General features: G+C 68.6%; 12 protein-coding genes. 9 read left to right on the top strand and 3 right to left on the bottom strand.

Translation table 11 applies throughout. The annotated features are described in order from the left end of the window. Position 1: 1 nt before the first annotated feature. The 6 genes from KT882_RS21490 (at position 2) to galB (ending at position 8,082) form a co-directional block, all read left to right on the top strand. On the top strand, positions 2-760 hold the full coding sequence (locus KT882_RS21490; RefSeq protein WP_161070533.1) for a helix-turn-helix transcriptional regulator: 759 nt from the start codon (positions 2-4) through the stop codon (positions 758-760). Next, complete coding sequence (locus tag KT882_RS21485) at positions 760-1,683, top strand: cohesin domain-containing protein (protein WP_228893266.1); 924 nt, start codon at positions 760-762, stop codon at positions 1,681-1,683. The genes KT882_RS21490 and KT882_RS21485 overlap by 1 nt, the downstream gene beginning before the upstream one ends. A 127-nt stretch (positions 1,684-1,810) precedes the next feature. Next, positions 1,811-3,604, top strand: a complete 1,794-nt coding sequence (locus KT882_RS21480; protein ID WP_228893265.1) for a dockerin type I domain-containing protein — start codon at positions 1,811-1,813, stop codon at positions 3,602-3,604. 20 nt (positions 3,605-3,624) lie between these two features. Beyond that, positions 3,625-4,212: a PEP-CTERM sorting domain-containing protein gene (locus tag KT882_RS21475; RefSeq protein WP_228893264.1), complete on the top strand. Its 588-nt coding sequence runs from the start codon at positions 3,625-3,627 to the stop codon at positions 4,210-4,212. Positions 4,213-4,216: 4 nt separating this feature from the next. After that, positions 4,217-5,464 (top strand): Kelch repeat-containing protein, encoded by a 1,248-nt coding sequence (locus KT882_RS21470; protein ID WP_228893263.1) that lies wholly within the window; start codon positions 4,217-4,219, stop codon positions 5,462-5,464. Positions 5,465-5,577: 113 nt separating this feature from the next. Beyond that, entirely contained in the window at positions 5,578-8,082 is a 2,505-nt protein-coding gene (gene galB / locus KT882_RS21465; RefSeq protein WP_228893262.1) for a beta-galactosidase GalB, read from the top strand. 36 nt (positions 8,083-8,118) lie between these two features. On the opposite strand, the gene KT882_RS21460 is transcribed toward galB, so the two are convergent. Then, entirely contained in the window at positions 8,119-9,072 is a 954-nt protein-coding gene (locus KT882_RS21460) for an MBL fold metallo-hydrolase (protein WP_407682054.1), read from the bottom strand. 47 nt (positions 9,073-9,119) lie between these two features. Then, a complete protein-coding gene (locus tag KT882_RS21455) occupies positions 9,120-9,941 on the bottom strand; it encodes an alpha/beta fold hydrolase (RefSeq protein ID WP_161070780.1) in 822 nt (273 codons plus the stop codon). A 210-nt stretch (positions 9,942-10,151) separates the two neighbouring features. On the opposite strand from KT882_RS21455, the gene KT882_RS21450 reads away from it, so the two are divergent. Then, positions 10,152-11,735, top strand: coding sequence for a methyl-accepting chemotaxis protein (locus KT882_RS21450; protein ID WP_228893260.1), 1,584 nt, complete (start codon positions 10,152-10,154; stop codon positions 11,733-11,735). 12 nt (positions 11,736-11,747) lie between these two features. Here the strand turns inward: KT882_RS21450 and KT882_RS21445 are convergent, their stop codons facing one another. Continuing rightward, positions 11,748-12,665 (bottom strand): LysR family transcriptional regulator, encoded by a 918-nt coding sequence (locus tag KT882_RS21445; RefSeq protein WP_161070541.1) that lies wholly within the window; start codon positions 12,663-12,665, stop codon positions 11,748-11,750. A gap of 111 nt (positions 12,666-12,776) precedes the next feature. On the opposite strand from KT882_RS21445, the gene KT882_RS21440 reads away from it, so the two are divergent. Both KT882_RS21440 and KT882_RS21435 read left to right on the top strand, forming a co-directional pair. Beyond that, a complete protein-coding gene (locus KT882_RS21440) occupies positions 12,777-13,868 on the top strand; it encodes an alkene reductase (protein ID WP_161070542.1) in 1,092 nt (363 codons plus the stop codon). 115 nt (positions 13,869-13,983) lie between these two features. Then, positions 13,984-16,689, top strand: a complete 2,706-nt coding sequence (locus KT882_RS21435; RefSeq protein ID WP_161070543.1) for a bifunctional diguanylate cyclase/phosphodiesterase — start codon at positions 13,984-13,986, stop codon at positions 16,687-16,689. Positions 16,690-16,714: the final 25 nt, after the last annotated feature.

Below are 16,714 nucleotides of genomic sequence, written 5' to 3'. Positions count from 1 at the left end.
CATGGACGATATCGTTACGCCTTCCGCGCGCGAGCTGGAATATCTGGTACGGATAATCGAGCGTGCCGCCACCGTGCGCACGCGCGCGGGCTGGTCTTCCTGGTCGCAGGGATTGCTGCAAACGCTGCTGCCGCATCAGGCCATGGTTTGCCTGCACATGGGCGAGCGCGGGCAACTGCTGGACGCGCATTGCCTGCATGGCGAGATGGCGCATGCGGCGCAGGCGGAGCGCCTGCGTGCACTGGCGGCGCGCTTGGCTGCCATTTGCCGCAGCCAGTATGGCTTGCCGTGGGCGGTGGGCGGTGCGGAAACGTCCGCCGCGCTGACGGAACTGCGGCGCGAGATTTCAGGTCTGGTGGCAGGCGAGCTGCTGCTGCACGGCTCGGGCGAGCTGCAAGGCGGCGCCAGCATGTTTGTGCTGTTCGGGATGCCGGACGAGGGCAGGGCGCGGCACAGGTATTTCATCGAGCTGCTGCTGCCTTGCATGCATCTGGCGTGGCAGCGGCAGGCGGCGCACCAGCCTCCGGCGAGCTTTCCGGAGGCTGGTGCTCTGGCCGACCCGCTCACCGGGCGCGAGCTGGAGATACTGCGCGGGCTGAAGGAGGGCAAGATCAACGCGGAGATCGGGCTGGCGCTGGGCATCAGCGCGCATACAGTCAAGAAGCATGTCTACAACATCTACCGCAAACTGAATGTGCAGAACCGCGTTCAGGCGGTTTCACGCGCCGCTGCGCTGGCCTTGACGGCGCAGGCAGTTTGATGCGCGCCACACGGCCTATGGCGGCGCTGGCCTGCGCCTTGTCGATGGCGCTTGCTGCCGCCCCGTGCGGCGCGGCAGGAGCGGCGGCCAGGCCACTGACGCTGGAGCTGTACAACGTGACTTTGCAGCAGGCTTTCGGCGAACTGGCGCGTTCTTGCGGGCTGGTATTCGACTTCGGCGACGGCGTGCGCACCGACCGCCGCATGTCGCTCTTCCTGAAAGACGCGGATCCGGAATCGGTCCTCTACTACGCATTGCGCGCCAACAGCCTGGCAATGCTCCCTCCGCGCGAGGGCCGCGCATTGCTGGTGCTGGCCGAGGAGACCGACGATGCCCCCACAGTGGCCATCGGCACGCCGTCCCTGCTGATAGAGGTGAACAAGGACGAGGCAGACGTGCAGCAGCAGCGCGCCCGCCTGCAGCCACCGCCCGCCGCTGCGCCGGCAGCCGCGTCAATCGCAGCGGCGCCCGCAGCGCAGTCGGCAGGGACGCTGCTTGACTGGAAGATCCGTCCGCGCTCGCGGGTGGGCAGCAACTTCACCGTGCAGCTTTTCCTGCGCTCCGACCGCCAGGTGGATGCCGTGCCGCTCACCATCAGCTTTGACGGGCAAGCGTTCGAAGTGGTGCGGGTGGAGGCGGGAAGCTACTGGGGAGTGCAATCCAGCCTTGCCAGCCGGGTGGACCCTGGCGGAACCATTACGCTGGAAGCGGCGCATCCGGCCGGCGCCAGTACCGGACCCGGTTCCGGCGATGCCGGCAGAAGCATCGGCCAGCCGGGGCTGCTCGCCTCCATCACCTTCCGCGCCGCCGCCGCCGCGCCGGCCGCGCACATCCAGATCGTCGCCGCGCGCGCCGTGGGCAGCGACGGCAATGACATTGGCGTGGCCGTCCCGCTGCGGCACGCGATGCAAGTCCAGCCCTGACCGCGCATACGCCGTTCGGCCTATTTTCCATGTCAACCATGACATCAGGTTGACACACTTGCAATCTACCATCCTCGGCTGAGCTGCGACGCGCGCAGCGACATCAAACCCCCAACGGAAGCCGACTATGCAAACCCCTTTCAAACTGAAGCACCATCTGCTGCTGGCCGCAATGGGCATGGCCGCCGCCGCGCTGGCCCACGCCGAACCGTTCAAATTCGGCGTGATGGCCGACACCCAGTGGACCAGCAACGACGCGGGCAACAACCCGAACACGGTCGCACTGGGCATCATCAACCAGATCCTGCCCAAGTTCGTGGAGCAGCAAGTGAAGTTCGTGGTGCAGGTGGGCGACCTGACCGACAACGGCAGCACCGGCGGCCTGGACACCTGGAACGTGGCCGCGCAAACCCTGTACAACAACCGCATCGGCTTCTACCCCGTGCGCGGCAACCACGAGCCTTCGGCCGCCGCCGCCGCCCGCTTCAAGACCAACTTCCCGCAGACGCAAGGGCAGGGCTCCAACGTCGCCGGCGCCATCAACCACGCCAGCCCGGCCACGCCGGCGGGCCTGACCGGCCTGACCTACTCCTTCGACTACGGCAACACCCGCTTCATCGCCGTGGACCAGTACACCCGCACCAGCGGCAGCACGCCCGCCGTGAACTCGGCCGCGCTGGACCAGCTGGGCTGGATCGGCCAGCAGCTTGACGGCAAGCCTGCCGACAGCCACGGCTTCGTGTTCGCCCACAAGGAACTGATAGGCCAGAACCACACCGACGTGCTCACGGGCGCGGACCCCGCCGCCAATGCGGCGCAGCGCAATGTGCTGATCGGCGCGATGGCGCGCAACAAGGTGCGCTACTTCCTGGGCGGCCATGACCATATGCACCACCGCTCCATTGTCAAGAGCCCGGACGGCACCGCCACCGTGCAGAACATCATCCACTCGTCGGACAGCTACAAGTTCTACGTGCCGTCGGTGCCGTCGAAAGACCAGGCCTACAACGCCGCCAACCGCCAGGAAATGCCGATTGCGCAGGAGCTGTTCAGCATCGGCTACTACATCTTCACCGTGGACGGCCCGCGCCTGACGGTGGACCACTACGCGTCCGACAACGGCTGCGGCGGTTCGCTGGGCGCAGGCCGCGACTGCGACCTGACCCGCACCCCGGCGCTGACCTTCTTCAAGCGCGAGAGCTACGGCTATAGCCTGAACGGCAAGGAGTTCATCGTGCAGCCGGGCGCCAGCTTCGCCAGCATCGCCGACGCGGCGCCGGCCGGCGGCAACTGGGGCGGCACCAGGATGGCCATCCTGGACGGCGCCAACGCCGTTTCCACTACTCTGTACGATGGCCGCGTGGCGATCCAGGACGTGAACACCGGCTGGTCCAGCCGCGCCGACATCGACGCCAACGGCGCCGCCAAACTGAAAAGCGACGCGTTGACCCTGTGGGGCATGGAAAACGCCATCGGCAGCGAAGAGGCGGACGTATTCACCCTGTCGCTGAGCTACGACGCCAGCGCGCGCGGCCCGCTGGCGCTGGTGGCGCGCCCCTTCAACGGCAGCGCATGGGAGCCGGTGGCCGCGCGCAACCTGGGCGGCAGCGCCAAGTACGTGGTCGGCCCATGGAAAGCCGGCTATGCGCTGGGCACCTACGGCGTGGACCCCGTCACCCGCACCGCATGGGCGGTGGTCAATCGCGGCGGCGAGTTCGCCGTGGCGCAAACCATCAGCGGCGACCTGAATGGCGACGGCGTGGTGGACAGCCGCGACGTGGCCCTGCTGACGCAGAAGGTCAACCGCGACGCGTCCGAACTGCCGGCCGCCGACCTCGATAACGACGGCAAGATCACCGCGCTGGACGCCCGCAAGCTGGCCAGCATCTGCAACAACGCCAACTGCGCCATCGCCAACTAACCCTTACATCTGGAGCTACCATGTTCAACATCATCCGCAAACAGGCGCGCAAGGCGCTGACCGCAGCCCTGCTGGCCGCCAGCGCCATCGGCGCGCCCGCCATGGCCACCACCCTGAGCTTCACGCCTGCCGCAGGCAATGCGACGGTAGGCGGCAATGTCGCCATCGACGTGCGCGTTTCCGGCCTGGCCGCAGGCGTGGACGTGGGCGCGTTCGACTTCAGCGTGCTGTTCGACTCCGCCGTCCTGAATCTGACCGGCTACAACCTGGGCGCGACGCTGGGCGACCTGTCGGCCGTCGAAGCGCTGGACGTCAGCGCAGGCAGCACCGGCGCCGGCAAGTTCAACCTGGCCGAAATCTCGCTGCTGTCCGACCTGGCCTTCCAACAGGACTCGTTCACGCTGGCCACGCTGTACTTCACCGCCATCGCCTCCGGCAATGCCGCGCTGTCCCTGGGCGACGTGGTGCTGGGCGACGCCTTCGGCAACGCACTGGCTGCCGACCTGGGCGGCGCCGCCGTGAGCGCCGTGCCGGAACCGCAAGCGCTGCTGCTGTTCATTAGCGGCCTGGCGCTGCTGGGCGCCGCGCGCCGCCAGCGCAAGCAGTAATGTAGTGGACGCCCGGCTTCGCGCCGGGCGTTTTTCCGACTCCGTCCATCCCGCATCCATGACCTCCATCCTCAAGACTTTCCAGCGCCGTGCCGCGCTGCTGTGCACCGCCGCGCTGTGCCTGGCCGCCGCGCCGTCTTTCGGCGCCGCCACCGCAGCAGCCGTTGCACCTGCCGCCGCCATCGCAGCGTCCGCAGCGCGCAACGGCGAAGCCGCCCCCATGCTGATCGCGCGCCAGGGCCACACGGCCACCGTGCTGCGCGACGGCACCGTGCTGGTGGCCGGCGGCATAGGCCGCGACGGCGCGGCCACCACGCACACCGAAATCTACGACCCGAAATCCAACAAGTGGACCGAGTCCGAGACCATGACGGTGGCGCGCTCCCAGCACACCGCCACGCTGCTCGCCAACGGCAACGTGCTGGTGACCGGCGGCGTGGACCGCACCACCTTCCGCAACAACGCAGAAGTCTACGACCCTGCCGCCAACACCTGGTTCGCGCTCGGCCCCATGAGCGAAGCGCTGCGCGCCGCGCACACGGCCACGCTGCTGCGCGACGGCCGCGTCTTCATCGCCGGCGGCCACGGCTACCCGGATGGCGACGAATACGAGGACACCATGGCGCTGGCCACCGCCGTCATCTACGACCCGCAGTCGCAAACCTGGACCAAGGCCGCGCCCATGCGCACCGCGCGCCAGCTGCACGCGGCCACGCTGCTGGCCAACGGCAAGGTGCTGCTGAGCGCAGGCGCGGGCGAGTTCGGCGGCCTGTCCGACAGCGAAATCTACGACCCCGCCAGCAACAGCTGGACGCCGGGCGGCGTGCTGCGCGAGCAGCGCTGGTCGCACACGGCCAGCCTGCTGCCGAACGGGAAAGTGCTGGTGACCGGCGGCTTCGGCTCCAACCGCTCGCTGGCCAGCGCGGAACTGTACGACGCCGCGCAGCAGCACTGGTCGCCCGCCGCGAGCATGGCCGCCGCGCGCCACCTGCACACGGCCACGCTGCTGCCGAGCGGCCGAGTGCTGGCCGAAGGCGGCGTGATCGCCAGCGGCGCGCTGCCTACGGCGGAACTGTACGACTACGCCGCCGACCGCTGGACCCCGGCCAAGGTGGCGCTGCGCAAGCGCTTCAGCCATTCGGCCACGTTGCTGCCGGGCGAGCGCCTGATGCTGCTCGGTGGCCTGGACGCCAACGACATCCTGTCCAGCGCGGAAGTGTTCAGCCTGAAGGCGGTGGAAGCGGCGCCGTAGCAGGGAGTCCGGGGAGGTAGTCCTTTTTTCGCTTTTGCTATACGTTTTTTGGTATTGATCGGTAAAGCTTTTCAAGTTGATACTGGCTGTCCGATCAATCCATTTTTCTTGCCATGCGCCTGATTCCCCATCTGCTGCTCGCCGCCGGCGTGGGCATGAGCGTGTCCGCCCATGCCGCCGACCGTGTCTCCTTCAACGCCGACTGGCGTTTCATGAAAGGCGAGCCGGCCGGCGCCGCAGGGGCAGGCGCTGCGCCGGGGCTGGACGACAAGGCCTGGCGCAAGCTGGACCTGCCGCACGACTTCGGCATCGAAGGCCCGTTCAAGCAGGAATACGAAGGCGAGACCGGCAAGCTGCCGTGGTGGGGCGTGGCCTGGTACCGCAAGACCTTCACCGCGCCCGCCGGCGACGCGGTCCGGCAAGTCTATCTCGACATCGACGGCGCCATGTCGCACGCCACGGTATGGCTCAATGGCGAGCAGGTGGGAGGCTGGCCTTACGGCTACAGCTCCTTCCGCGTGGACCTGAGCAAGCACCTCAAGCCGGGCGCGGAAAATGTGCTGGCGGTGCGCATCGACAATCCGCCCGATTCCTCGCGCTGGTATCCGGGCGGCGGCATCTACCGCAATGTATGGCTGGTGAAAGCCGCGCCGCTGCACGTGGCGCATAACGGCACCTTCGTCACCACGCCCATCGTCAAGGCCGGCGAGGCCACGGTGGACGTGCAGGTGACGCTGGAGAATAGCGGCGGCGCCACCGCCGCGCAGGTGTCGACCGCCATTTACGCGCTGGATGCGGCGGGCCGCCGCACCGGGCCGGCGCTGGCACAAAGCAGCCCGTCGGCGCTGACCAAGGTGGGCGCGGGGCGCCAGATCCTGCTGGCGCAGTCGCTGCAGCTGGCGCAGCCCAAATTCTGGAGCCCCGCCAAGCCGCAGCGCTACGTGGCGGTGACCACCGTGTCCGGCGAGGGCAAGGTGACGGACGAAGTGGAAACGCCGTTCGGCGTGCGCACGGTGGCCTTCGAGGCCGGGCGTGGGCTGATACTGAACGGTGAGCATGTGCCCATCCAGGGCGTGTGCATGCACCACGACCTGGGGGCGCTGGGCGCCGCGCTGAACGTGCGCGCGCTGGAGCGTCAGCTCGAGATCCTGCGCGACATGGGCGTGAACGCCATCCGCACCACGCACAACCCGCCCGCGCCGGAAATGCTGGAGCTGGCCGACCGCATGGGCTTCCTCATCGTGGAGGAGGCCTTCGACGCCTGGCGCCTGAGCAAGAAGAAGAACGACTACGGCCGCCTGTACGACGAATGGCACGAGAAGGACTTGCGCGCCATGGTGAAGCGCGACCGCAACCACCCCAGCATCATCATGTGGAGCATAGGGAACGAGATCCGCGAGCAGGGCGAACCGGAGGGCTGGAAGATGGCGGCCCACTTGGCGGACATCGTGCGCAGCGAGGACCGTACGCGCCTGACCACGGCCGGATTCAACCACGTGGTCTCAGGCTACAACGGCTTCCAGACCGCCGTGGACGTGGTGGGCTTCAACTACAAGCCGTGGGAGTACCCGACCTTCCACAAGAGCGCCCCGCACATCCCGGTGATAGGCAGCGAGACCGCGTCCACCGTCAGCTCGCGCGGCGAATACTTCTTCCCGGTGAGCGACGACAAGTCGAAAGGCCTGGCCAATTTCCAGGTCAGCAGCTACGACCTGTCTGCGCCGCGCTGGGCCTCCGCGCCGGAGCTGGAGTTCAAGGGCCTGGACGACAATCCTTTCGTGGCGGGCGAATTCGTCTGGACCGGTTTCGATTACCTGGGCGAGCCCACGCCCTACAACGCGGACAGCACCAACGCGCTGAACTTCACCGATCCGGCCGCCCGCGCGCGCGCCGAGAAGGAACTGGCGGAGCTGAGCAAGGTGAAAGTGCCGTCGCGCAGCTCATACTTCGGCATCGTGGACCTGGCGGGCTTCAAGAAGGACCGCTACTACCTGTACCAGGCGCGCTGGCGGCCGGAGCTGCCAATGGCGCACCTGCTGCCGCACTGGAACTGGCCGGAGCGGGTGGGGCAGGTCACGCCGGTGCACCTGTACACCTCCGGCGACGAGGCGGAGCTGTTCCTGAACGGGAAATCGCTGGGCCGCAAGCAGCGCGGCGCGCGCGACTACCGCCTGCGCTGGGACGACGTGGTTTACCAGCCGGGCGCGCTGAAAGCGGTCGTGTACAAGCAGGGCAAGCCCTGGGCCGAGGATACGGTGCAGACGGCGGGCAAGGCCGCCAGGCTGGCGCTGACGGCGGACCGCAGCGCGCTGCAGGCCGACGGCAAAGACCTGTCCTTCGTCACGGTGGCGATCACCGACAAGGAAGGCCGGCCGGTCCCCCGCAGCAGCAACGCGGTGCGCTTCACCGTCAGCGGACCGGGCGAGCTGGTGGCCACCGACAATGGCGACGCCACCAGCCTGGTGTCCTTCCAGTCGCCCGAGCGCGCGGCCTTCAATGGCCTGGCGCTGGCCATCGTGCGGACCAGGGCGGGGCAAGCCGGCGCGATCACGGTGACCGCGTCCAGCGACGGCCTGGCGGGCGCCAAGGTGACGCTGAACAGCAAGGCGCAGCCCTGACAAGGCTCAGGCAGGCCTCAGGCAGCGGCGGCGCGCTCAGTCCGCGCCGGGTGCGCCTTCGTAGTTGACGGGCAGCCAGCGGTAGCCGGGGCTCGCGCCGCCTGGTGCGCCGATGCGGCCCAGGCCGGGGAAGGCGATGTGGGCGGCGCCCACCACCATGCGCTGGCTGGCGGCCATGTCCAGCAAGGCCCGGCGCTGGCGTTGCGCGTCGGCGGCGTCGCTGTCGTACTTGACGGTGGCTTCCGGATGCGGGAACTGCAGCGGGGCCACGTGCACAATGTCGCCCCAGACCAGCAATTGCCGTCCCCGGCTTTCCACCAGATAGGCCGCGTGCCCGGGTGTATGGCCCGGCGCGGGCAGGGCGCGCACGCCCGGTTCCAGCTGGCCGAAGGCGGCGTAGGGCTGGAAGCGGCCTGCGGCCTGGTAGGGCGCCACGGCGGCGCGCGCGCTGTCGAAGAAGCTGCGCAGGAATTCCGGTGCGGCCGCCTGCGCCGATGCGCTCAGCCAGTAGTGCGCTTCGCCCTGCGCCATGCGCAGCACGGCGTTGGGAAAGGCCGCCGCGCCCTGGCGCATCACGCCGCCGGCGTGATCCTTGTGCAGATGGGTGAGCAGCACGGTGTCCACCTGCTCCGGCTTGTAGCCTGCGGCGCGCAGGTGCTCCAGCAGCTTGCCGCAGCAGTCGCCGTACAGCGCGCCGGCGCCTGCGTCGACCAGTATCAGGCGGCTGCCGGTGTTGATGAGGAAGGCGCTGATGGAGCCTTGCAGCGGCTGCGCCAGGCCGGCGTCGTCCAGCCCGCGCCCGATCTGCGCCGGGGTGATGTTGTTCATCACCGTGTCGATGGGGAAGGCGTGCGTGCCGTCGGACAGCACGGTGATTTCAAAGTCGCCCAGCATCATGCGGTAGTAGCCGGGCGCCTGGCTGCGCACTTGCGGCGCGCCCGCCTGGGCGGGCGGAGCCAGCGGCGCAAACTGCAGCATGGCTGCGGCCATGAGCGGAAGCGTGAATCGGGTGGTGGTCGCAGCCATGGCGGGGCCGATCAGGAACGCAGGAAGGCCAGCAGCTCGGCGTTGAGCTTGTCCTTGTGCGTGGCGGGCAGGCCGTGTGGCGCGCCTTCGTACACGCTCAGCGTACCCTGCGGCAGCAGCTCCACGGCGCGGCGCGCGGTGGCGGCGATCGGCACGATCTGGTCGTCGTCGCCGTGGATCACCAGCGTGGGCACCGTCATCTTTTTCAGGTCTTCGGTGAAGTCGGTTTCCGAGAACTGCTTGATGCAGGCGTAGGCGCTGCGGATGCTGCACTGCATGCCTTGCAGCCAGAAGGTGTCGCGCAGGCCCGGCGAGTCCTTGGCGCCTTCGCGGTTGAAGCCGTAGAAGGCGGTGGTTAGATCCTTGAAGAACTGCGAGCGGTCGGCCTGCACCGCGCTGCGGATGCCGTCGAACACTTCCATCGGCACGCCGTTCGGATTGGCCGGACCGACCAGCATTTGCGGCGTGACCGCGCCCACCAGCACCGCGCGCGCCACGCGGTCCGTGCCGTGGCGGCCGATATAGCGCGCCACTTCGCCACCGCCGGTGGAGTGGCCCACCAGGGTGGCACCGGTCAGGTCCAGCGCGTCGATCAGCGTGGCCAGGTCGTCGGCGTAGGTGTCCATGTCGTTGCCGTGCCACGGCTTGCTCGACAGGCCGTGGCCACGGCGGTCGTGCGCGATCACGCGGTAGCCGTGTTCGGCCAGGAACATCATCTGGTCTTCCCAGGCGTCGCCCTGCAGCGGCCAGCCGTGGCTGAACACCACGGCCGGGCCGTGGCCCCAGTCCTTGAAGTTGATCAGCGTGCCGTCGCGGGTGGTGACGGTATTGATGGTGCGGGTAGTGGTCATGGCAAGTCCTTGCAGGTTGGTCAAGCTTGCATTCTGGGCAGCGCACGATTGCCCGTCTATCTGGACTAAGGGATAGATGCAACTCCAACTTCATTGCGCGGCGCGCAAAAATGTTCGGCGCGCGGCGCGTATTCCCCGGCGCAGGCGGCGCAGCTACAGTCGGTTCCCATCCCCACACTCCGGAGCGCCGTGATGAAACGCCTAACCTTTCAACAGAAACTCTGGCTGCCGCTGGCGGCCTGCCTGCTGTGCATCTGCGTCTTGTCGCTGCTGCACGCCTTTGAAACCCGCACCTTGCGCTATGAGGAGCGCAAGGCCAACCTGGCCGATGTGGATCAGGCCGCGCTGTCTATCGTGCGCGGCTTGGCCGCAGCGGCCAGGGCGGGAGAAATCAGCCAGGCGGAAGCGATGGCCGAGGCCAGGCGCGTGCTGCGCCATATCCGCTATGGGCAGGACGGCTACGTCGCCATCCTGGGGCTGGACGGCAGCGCTGTGCAAAACCCGGGCAACCCGGCCAACGACGGCAAGTCCATGCTGGATTTCCGCGATCCGGCCGGCCGCTACGTATTCCGCGAAGTGGCCAGCATGGCGGCTTCCGCCCAGGGCGAGGGCTATCTGTCCTATCTTTGGCTGCGCCCCGGTCAGAGCGCGCCGTCCGCCAAGTTGAGCCGGATAGTGAGTTACCAGCCGTGGGGCTGGGCTTTGGTGGCGGGCGTGTACACGGACGATATCGACGCCGCCTTCCACGCTTCGCTGTATCGGGCGCTGGCGGTGACCGCGCTGCTGTGCGCCCTGCTGGCTGCCGTGGTGGTGCTGGTCAACCGCAGCTTGCAGAGGGCGCTGGGCGGCAGCCCTGAATATGCGGTGGAGGTGGCGCGGCAGATCGCGGCCAACAACCTCGGCATGGCCGTCGCCACCGCGCCGGGAGACGAGGACAGTCTGCTGCACGCAATGAAAACCATGCAGCAGAACCTGGCCGGCATGATAGGGGCCATCAGCGGCAGCGCCGTCACCATTGCCGCGGCCTCCTCGCAGATTGCCACCGGCAACCTGGATCTGTCGGCGCGCACGGAGAGCCAGGCCAGCTCGCTGGAGGAAACCGCCGCATCGATGGAGCAGCTCACGCAGACCGTGGCGCAGAACGCCGAGCATGTCCGGCAGGCCAACCGGCTGGCGGGGGAGGCGGGCGATGTGGCGCACCGTGGCGGGCAAGCAGTGGCGGAGGTGGTGCAGACCATGCACGCCATCCACGCCAGCGCCAGCCGCATCGAGGCCATCACCGGCGTGATCGACGGCATCGCGTTTCAGACCAATCTGCTGGCGCTGAACGCGGCGGTGGAGGCGGCGCGGGCCGGGGAGCAGGGCAAGGGATTCGCGGTGGTGGCGGCCGAAGTGCGCGGCCTGGCCCAGCGCAGTGCGGCCGCCGCGCGCGAGATCAAGACGCTGATCGACGGCGCGGTGCGCGGCATTGCCGAGGGCAGCGGCAAGGCCGCCCGCGCCGGCGGCACGATGGACGAGGTGGTGGCCAGCGTCACCCGCATGCGCACGGTGCTGGCCGGCATAGGCGAGGCGTCCAGCGAGCAAAGCACCGGCATCGGCCATGTTCACGCGGCCATTGCCGATATGGACGCGGCGACCCAGCAGAACGCGGCGCTGGTGGAGCAGGCCGCTGCGGCGGCGGGCAGCCTGAGCGACCAGGCTGGCGTGCTGGCCGCCCTGGTGGGCCGTTTCCGGCTGGCGCGCCAGCCGCTGCGCTTGCAGGGCGGTGTGCGCTAGCCGCCGCCAGGATCAGGTCAGCGGCTGCGCCAGGTGCTCGGCCAGCAGGTCGACAAAGGCCTTGATCGCCTGGGAGCCGCGCCGGTTGGCGGCGTACATGGCGTAAAGGCCGATTTCCATCTCGCCCGGATTGGCCTGGTAGCCGCCCAGCAGGGGCTGCAGCGTGCCGGCGGCCAGGTCGCCGCGCACCAGCCAGTCCGGCAGCATGGCGATCCCCACGCCGTCGAGCGCGGCGCGGCGCAGCATTTCCGAATTATTGATGGTGAGCGTGCCGCGTACCGGCAGTTCGGTGAAGCCGGCGCCGGCCTGCTGGGATTGCAGGCGCCAGCCGCGCCGCGCTACGCCGTAGGAAAACAGCAGGCAGTTGTGGCGCAGCAGATCCTCCGGCGCTTCCGGCGTGCCGTGCCGTTCCAGATATGCCGGACTGGCGCAAATGACGCGCTGGTGGCCGCTCAGGCGGCGCGCGATCAGGTTGGGCTGCTGCTGCGCCGCGCCGATGCGGATCGCCACGTCGATGCTGTCGTCCACCATATTGCTCACCGCATCGCTCAGGTGCAGGTCGAGCTCCAGCCGGGGATGGCGGCGTGCCAGCTCGCCCAGCAGCGGCGCGATAAACATGGTGCTGAACGTGACCGGGGCCGACACCCGCAGCAAGCCGCCGGCCTGGCCGTGGCGGGCTGCGGCCGCGTCGTCGGCCTGGTCCAGCTGCGCCAGGATGGCCTGCGCGCTGGCGTAGTACTGCTGGCCGCTGTCGGTCAGCGTGACCTTGCGCGTGGAGCGGTTCAGCAGCGCCGTGCCGACACGCTTTTCCAGCGCATCGACCAGCCGCGTCACCGACGACGCGGCCACCCCCAGCTGGCGCGCCGCCGGCGAAAACCCGCCGCTGGCCGCCACCAGGCAAAACGCCTTCAATTCCGCAAAACGATCCATCAGTGTTCCTTCATCTTTGCGCGCAGCGCAATGGTGTTGTCGGCCCCGCCCGGATTATCGGCGCGTCCCGGCGCCGCTACAGTGGCTGCATTCAATTACACGGAGCCGAATATGAAAAACATCCTGCAAACCATGACCCTGGGCGGCCTGCCCCTCAGCAGCCGCATCGCCATGGCCCCCGTCACCCGCTCCCGCGCAGGCGACGGCGGCGTGCCGACGGCGCTCAACGCAGAATATTACCTGCAGCGCGCAACGGCGGGGCTGATTATCAGCGAAGCCACCAATGTATCGCCCAACTCGGCCGCCTTCGAGCTGGCCCCCGGCATCTACAGAGAGGCGCAGCTGGCCGGCTGGAAGCAGGTCGCCGCCGCTGTGCATAGCCGGGGCGGGAAGATCTTCATGCAGCTGTGGCACGGCGGCCGCGTGGGCAGCTACGCGCTGCTCGACGGCCGCCAGCCGCTCTCGCCGTCCGGCTTCAACGACGACCTGGGCATGCTGCAGGTATATGGCGCGCTGCGCAACGGCTATTACACGCGCCTGGCGGCTTCGCCTTCGCGCGCCATGAGCGTGGCCGAGATCCACGAGGCGGTGGCCGAATTTGGCGCCGGCGCCGCCAACGCGCTGCGGGCCGGCCTGGATGGCGTGGAGATCCACGCGGCCAACGGCTACCTGCCGCAGCAGTTCCTCTCGCCCCATGTCAACCGGCGCAGCGACGAATTCGGCGGCAGCGTGGAAAACCGCGCGCGCTTCCTGCGCCTGGTGATCGAGGCGGTGCTGCGGGCAGTGCCGCCGGAGCGCGTGGGAGTGCGCATCTCGCCCTTTGCGCTGTATAACAATGCGCTCGACGAGGACGCCGCCGAGACTTACGCCTACGTTTTGCGCATGCTCGACAGCTACGGTATTGGCTACGTGCACGGCGCCGACACCAACGCCTGGGGCGGTAGCAGCGACATGGCGCAGCTGCTGCAGCTTATCCGCAGCAATTACGGCGGCGTGGTGATCGCCAACGCTGGCCTGTCGCCGGAGCAGGCCGAGCACCTGGTTGCCTTTGGGCGCGCGGACATGGTTGCCTTCGGCCGGCAGTTCATCGCCAATCCCGACCTGGTGGCGCGCATTGCCCGCAACGGCCCGTACAACGAGCCCGATCCGTTCAGCTTCTACGGCGGCGGCGCGCGCGGCTACACCGACTACCCGGCATTGTGAACATCACACTTTGGTATGAGGCGGCATACCAAGGTCTGATTTTCAGGCCGCCGTCCGCTATCTATAGTGGTCAGCATCCCGCAGCTTTGCGGCTTGTACCGATCCGGAGGGAGTCATGCCAGTCGAACTGTTAGCCCGTTGGCGCCGCCGTCCGCGCCGCGCCACCGCCGAGTGGCTGGTGCTGGCGCTGGTGCTGTTGATGAGCGGCCTGATGGCCGTGTATTTCATCTGGACCGAGCGCCGCCTGCTGCTCGGCTCCGACATCGAACGCATGCGCATGCAGACGCTGATCATCGACGAGAATCTGCAGCACCAGCTGGAGGGCGTGCGCAATGCGCTCGACAGCGCGCGCGCCGCCTTCGGCTCGCCGGGCAGCGTGGGCACCTGCGCCAGCGACTGCCGCCGCCTGCTGCTGCAGTCGCTCAAGCGCGCCATGCCGGGCGTGCGGGCGCTGGTGGTGGTGGACCGCGAGGGCCGCATCCAGGTGTCGGATGACGACCTGCGCGACGCCCGCCTGGACGACAAACTCTACACCAGCCAGGTGGCGCATATGCGCTCGCCGGACACACTGTACCTGTCGCAGCCCTACGAAAACACGCCCGGCGTGTTCAACATCAAGCTGTCGCTGGCGATGGTGGACGGCGCGGGGCACAATGCGGGCGCGGTCAGCGCCATCCTCAACCCCGAGTATTTCGATGCGGTGATGCGCTCGGCGCTGTACGCGCCCGATATGAGCAGCGCCATCACCGACGGCAGCGGGCGCCGCATCCTGTACGTGCCGGCCAACCCGGCGGCCATGCGCGCCGATGCCGCCGCCGATCTCTTTTTTCGTTATCATCTGCACAGCGCCTTGCCGCTGACGGTGCTGGGCGGCGACCGCCGCCTGGTGGTCCAGCGCACCATGGCGCTGCGCGAGCTGGGACTGGACAAGGCGCTGATCGTGAGCCTGACGCGCAGCCAGGACAAGATAGAGGCGGGCTGGCACAACCTGGCCTGGATCAGCGGCATGGCCTGGCTGCTGACGGGCGTGGCGGGGGCGGGCGGGCTGGCGCTGGCCCAGCGCCGCCGCATGGCGCTGGAGCAGCTGGCGCTGGAGGGCGAGGAGGAGCGCGCCGCCGCCGCCGAGCGGGTGGAGCTGGCGCTGAACGGCGCCAACCTGGGCCTGTGGGACTGGGACCTGGTGCGCGACGTGCGCACCGGCGACGCGCGCGCCGCCGCCATGCTGGGCTATCTGCCCGGTGAGCTGCCCACGGCGCCGGGCAACTGGCGCGCCCTGGTGCATCCGGACGACTGGGAGGCGCTGGACGCCGCGCTGGCCGGCCACCTGGAGGACGGCAGCCGTTCCTACGAAGCCGAGTACCGCATGCGCCACCGCGCCGGGCACTGGATCTGGCTGCAAAGCCGGGGCAAGGTGAGCGAGCGCGCGCCGGACGGCACGGCGCTGCGCATGGTGGGCACGCGCATGGACATCAGCGCGCGCAAGCTGGCCGAGGCGGAAATCGCCCACCTGGCGTTCTACGACGGCCTGACCAAGCTGCCCAACCGGCGCCTGTTGCTGGACCGGCTGGGCCACGCCATCGCCAAGTCCGAGCGCGGCGCCTGCCACGGCGCGGTGCTGTTCGTGGACCTGGACAATTTCAAGTCCCTCAACGACACGCTGGGCCACGAAATGGGCGACCGCCTGCTCGAGATGGTGGCCTTCCGCCTGCAGCAGGTCACGCGCGACAGTGACACCGTGGCCCGGCTGGGCGGCGACGAGTTCGTGATCCTGCTCGAAGTGCTGGGCGCGAGCGCGCAGGAGGCGGCGGCCCATGCCGAGGTGGTGGCGCAGAAGGTGGTCAGCGCGCTGAGCCTGAGCTATCCGCTGGACGGCCACGAGCTGCGCAGCACGCCCAGCATAGGCGTGGTGCTGTTCGGCGCGGGTAACCACACCATCAGCGACCTGCTGCGCCAGGCCGACATGGCCATGTACGAGGCCAAGGCGGCGGGCCGCGCCACCTTCCGCTTCTTCGATCCGCTGATGCAGGCGGCGCTGGACGCCACCGCCATGCTGGAATCGGACCTGCGCTTTGCGCTGGCGCGCGCCGAGCTGGAATTGCACTACCAGCCGGTGGTGGACGCGGACGGGCGGCCCACCGGCGCCGAAGCGCTGCTGCGGTGGCGGCATCCGCGCCGCGGCCTGGTGCCGCCGGCCGAATTCATTCCGCAGGCGGAAAAGAGCGGGCTGATTATCGATATCGGCGACTGGGTGCTGGCCACCGCCTGCCGCCAGCTGGTGCAGTGGCAGGAGTCGCCCTGCACGCGCGGGCTCACCGTGGCGGTCAATGTCAGCGCGCGCCAGTTCCGCCAGCCGGACTTCGCCGAGCATGTGCTGCAGATCGTCGCCGGCACCGGCGCCGATCCGCGCCTGCTGAAACTGGAGCTGACCGAAAGCATGCTGCTGGCCGACGTGGACGACATCATCGCCAAGATGGCGCGGCTGAAGGCCTGCGGCGTGGGCTTCTCGCTGGACGATTTCGGCACCGGCTATTCCTCGCTCAGCTATCTGCAGCGGCTGCCCATCGAGCAGCTGAAGATAGACCGCTCCTTCGTGCGCGACATGCTGCGCGCGCCGAACGCGGCCACCATCGTGCGCAGCATCGTCACGCTGGCGCACGGCATGGGCTTGTGCGTGGTGGCCGAGGGCGTGGAGACCCCGGCGCAGCGGGACGCGCTGTGCCAGATCGGCTGCGACGGGCTGCAGGGCTACCTGTTTGGCCGCGCCGAACCGGCCGATACTATACTTTGGTCTAAGATTATTCCCGTGGCGGTGGAATTATAATAAGAAGATATCACTCCGCATGGGA

The organism is Pseudoduganella aquatica (genome assembly GCF_020865585.1).
Lineage (GTDB): Bacteria > Pseudomonadota > Gammaproteobacteria > Burkholderiales > Burkholderiaceae_D > Rugamonas > Rugamonas aquatica_A.
The sequence above is the reverse complement of the archived record's forward strand: the minus strand, read 5'-3'. Positions and strand labels throughout refer to the sequence as shown.

Bases quoted from the DNA above. Each gene is read 5' to 3' on its own strand.
- KT882_RS21440 (WP_161070542.1), top strand. From the start codon at position 12,777: ATGAAAAACATCCTGCAAACCATGACCCTGGGCGGCCTGCCCCTCAGC.
- KT882_RS21480 (WP_228893265.1), top strand. From the start codon at position 1,811: ATGCAAACCCCTTTCAAACTGAAGCACCATCTGCTGCTGGCCGCAATG.
- KT882_RS21490 (WP_161070533.1), top strand. From the start codon at position 2: ATGGACGATATCGTTACGCCTTCCGCGCGCGAGCTGGAATATCTGGTA.
- KT882_RS21445 (WP_161070541.1), bottom strand. From the start codon at position 12,665: ATGGATCGTTTTGCGGAATTGAAGGCGTTTTGCCTGGTGGCGGCCAGC.
- KT882_RS21435 (WP_161070543.1), top strand. From the start codon at position 13,984: ATGCCAGTCGAACTGTTAGCCCGTTGGCGCCGCCGTCCGCGCCGCGCC.
- KT882_RS21475 (WP_228893264.1), top strand. From the start codon at position 3,625: ATGTTCAACATCATCCGCAAACAGGCGCGCAAGGCGCTGACCGCAGCC.
- KT882_RS21450 (WP_228893260.1), top strand. From the start codon at position 10,152: ATGAAACGCCTAACCTTTCAACAGAAACTCTGGCTGCCGCTGGCGGCC.
- KT882_RS21460 (WP_407682054.1), bottom strand. From the start codon at position 9,072: ATGGCCGCAGCCATGCTGCAGTTTGCGCCGCTGGCTCCGCCCGCCCAG.
- galB (WP_228893262.1), top strand. From the start codon at position 5,578: ATGCGCCTGATTCCCCATCTGCTGCTCGCCGCCGGCGTGGGCATGAGC.
- KT882_RS21485 (WP_228893266.1), top strand. From the start codon at position 760: ATGCGCGCCACACGGCCTATGGCGGCGCTGGCCTGCGCCTTGTCGATG.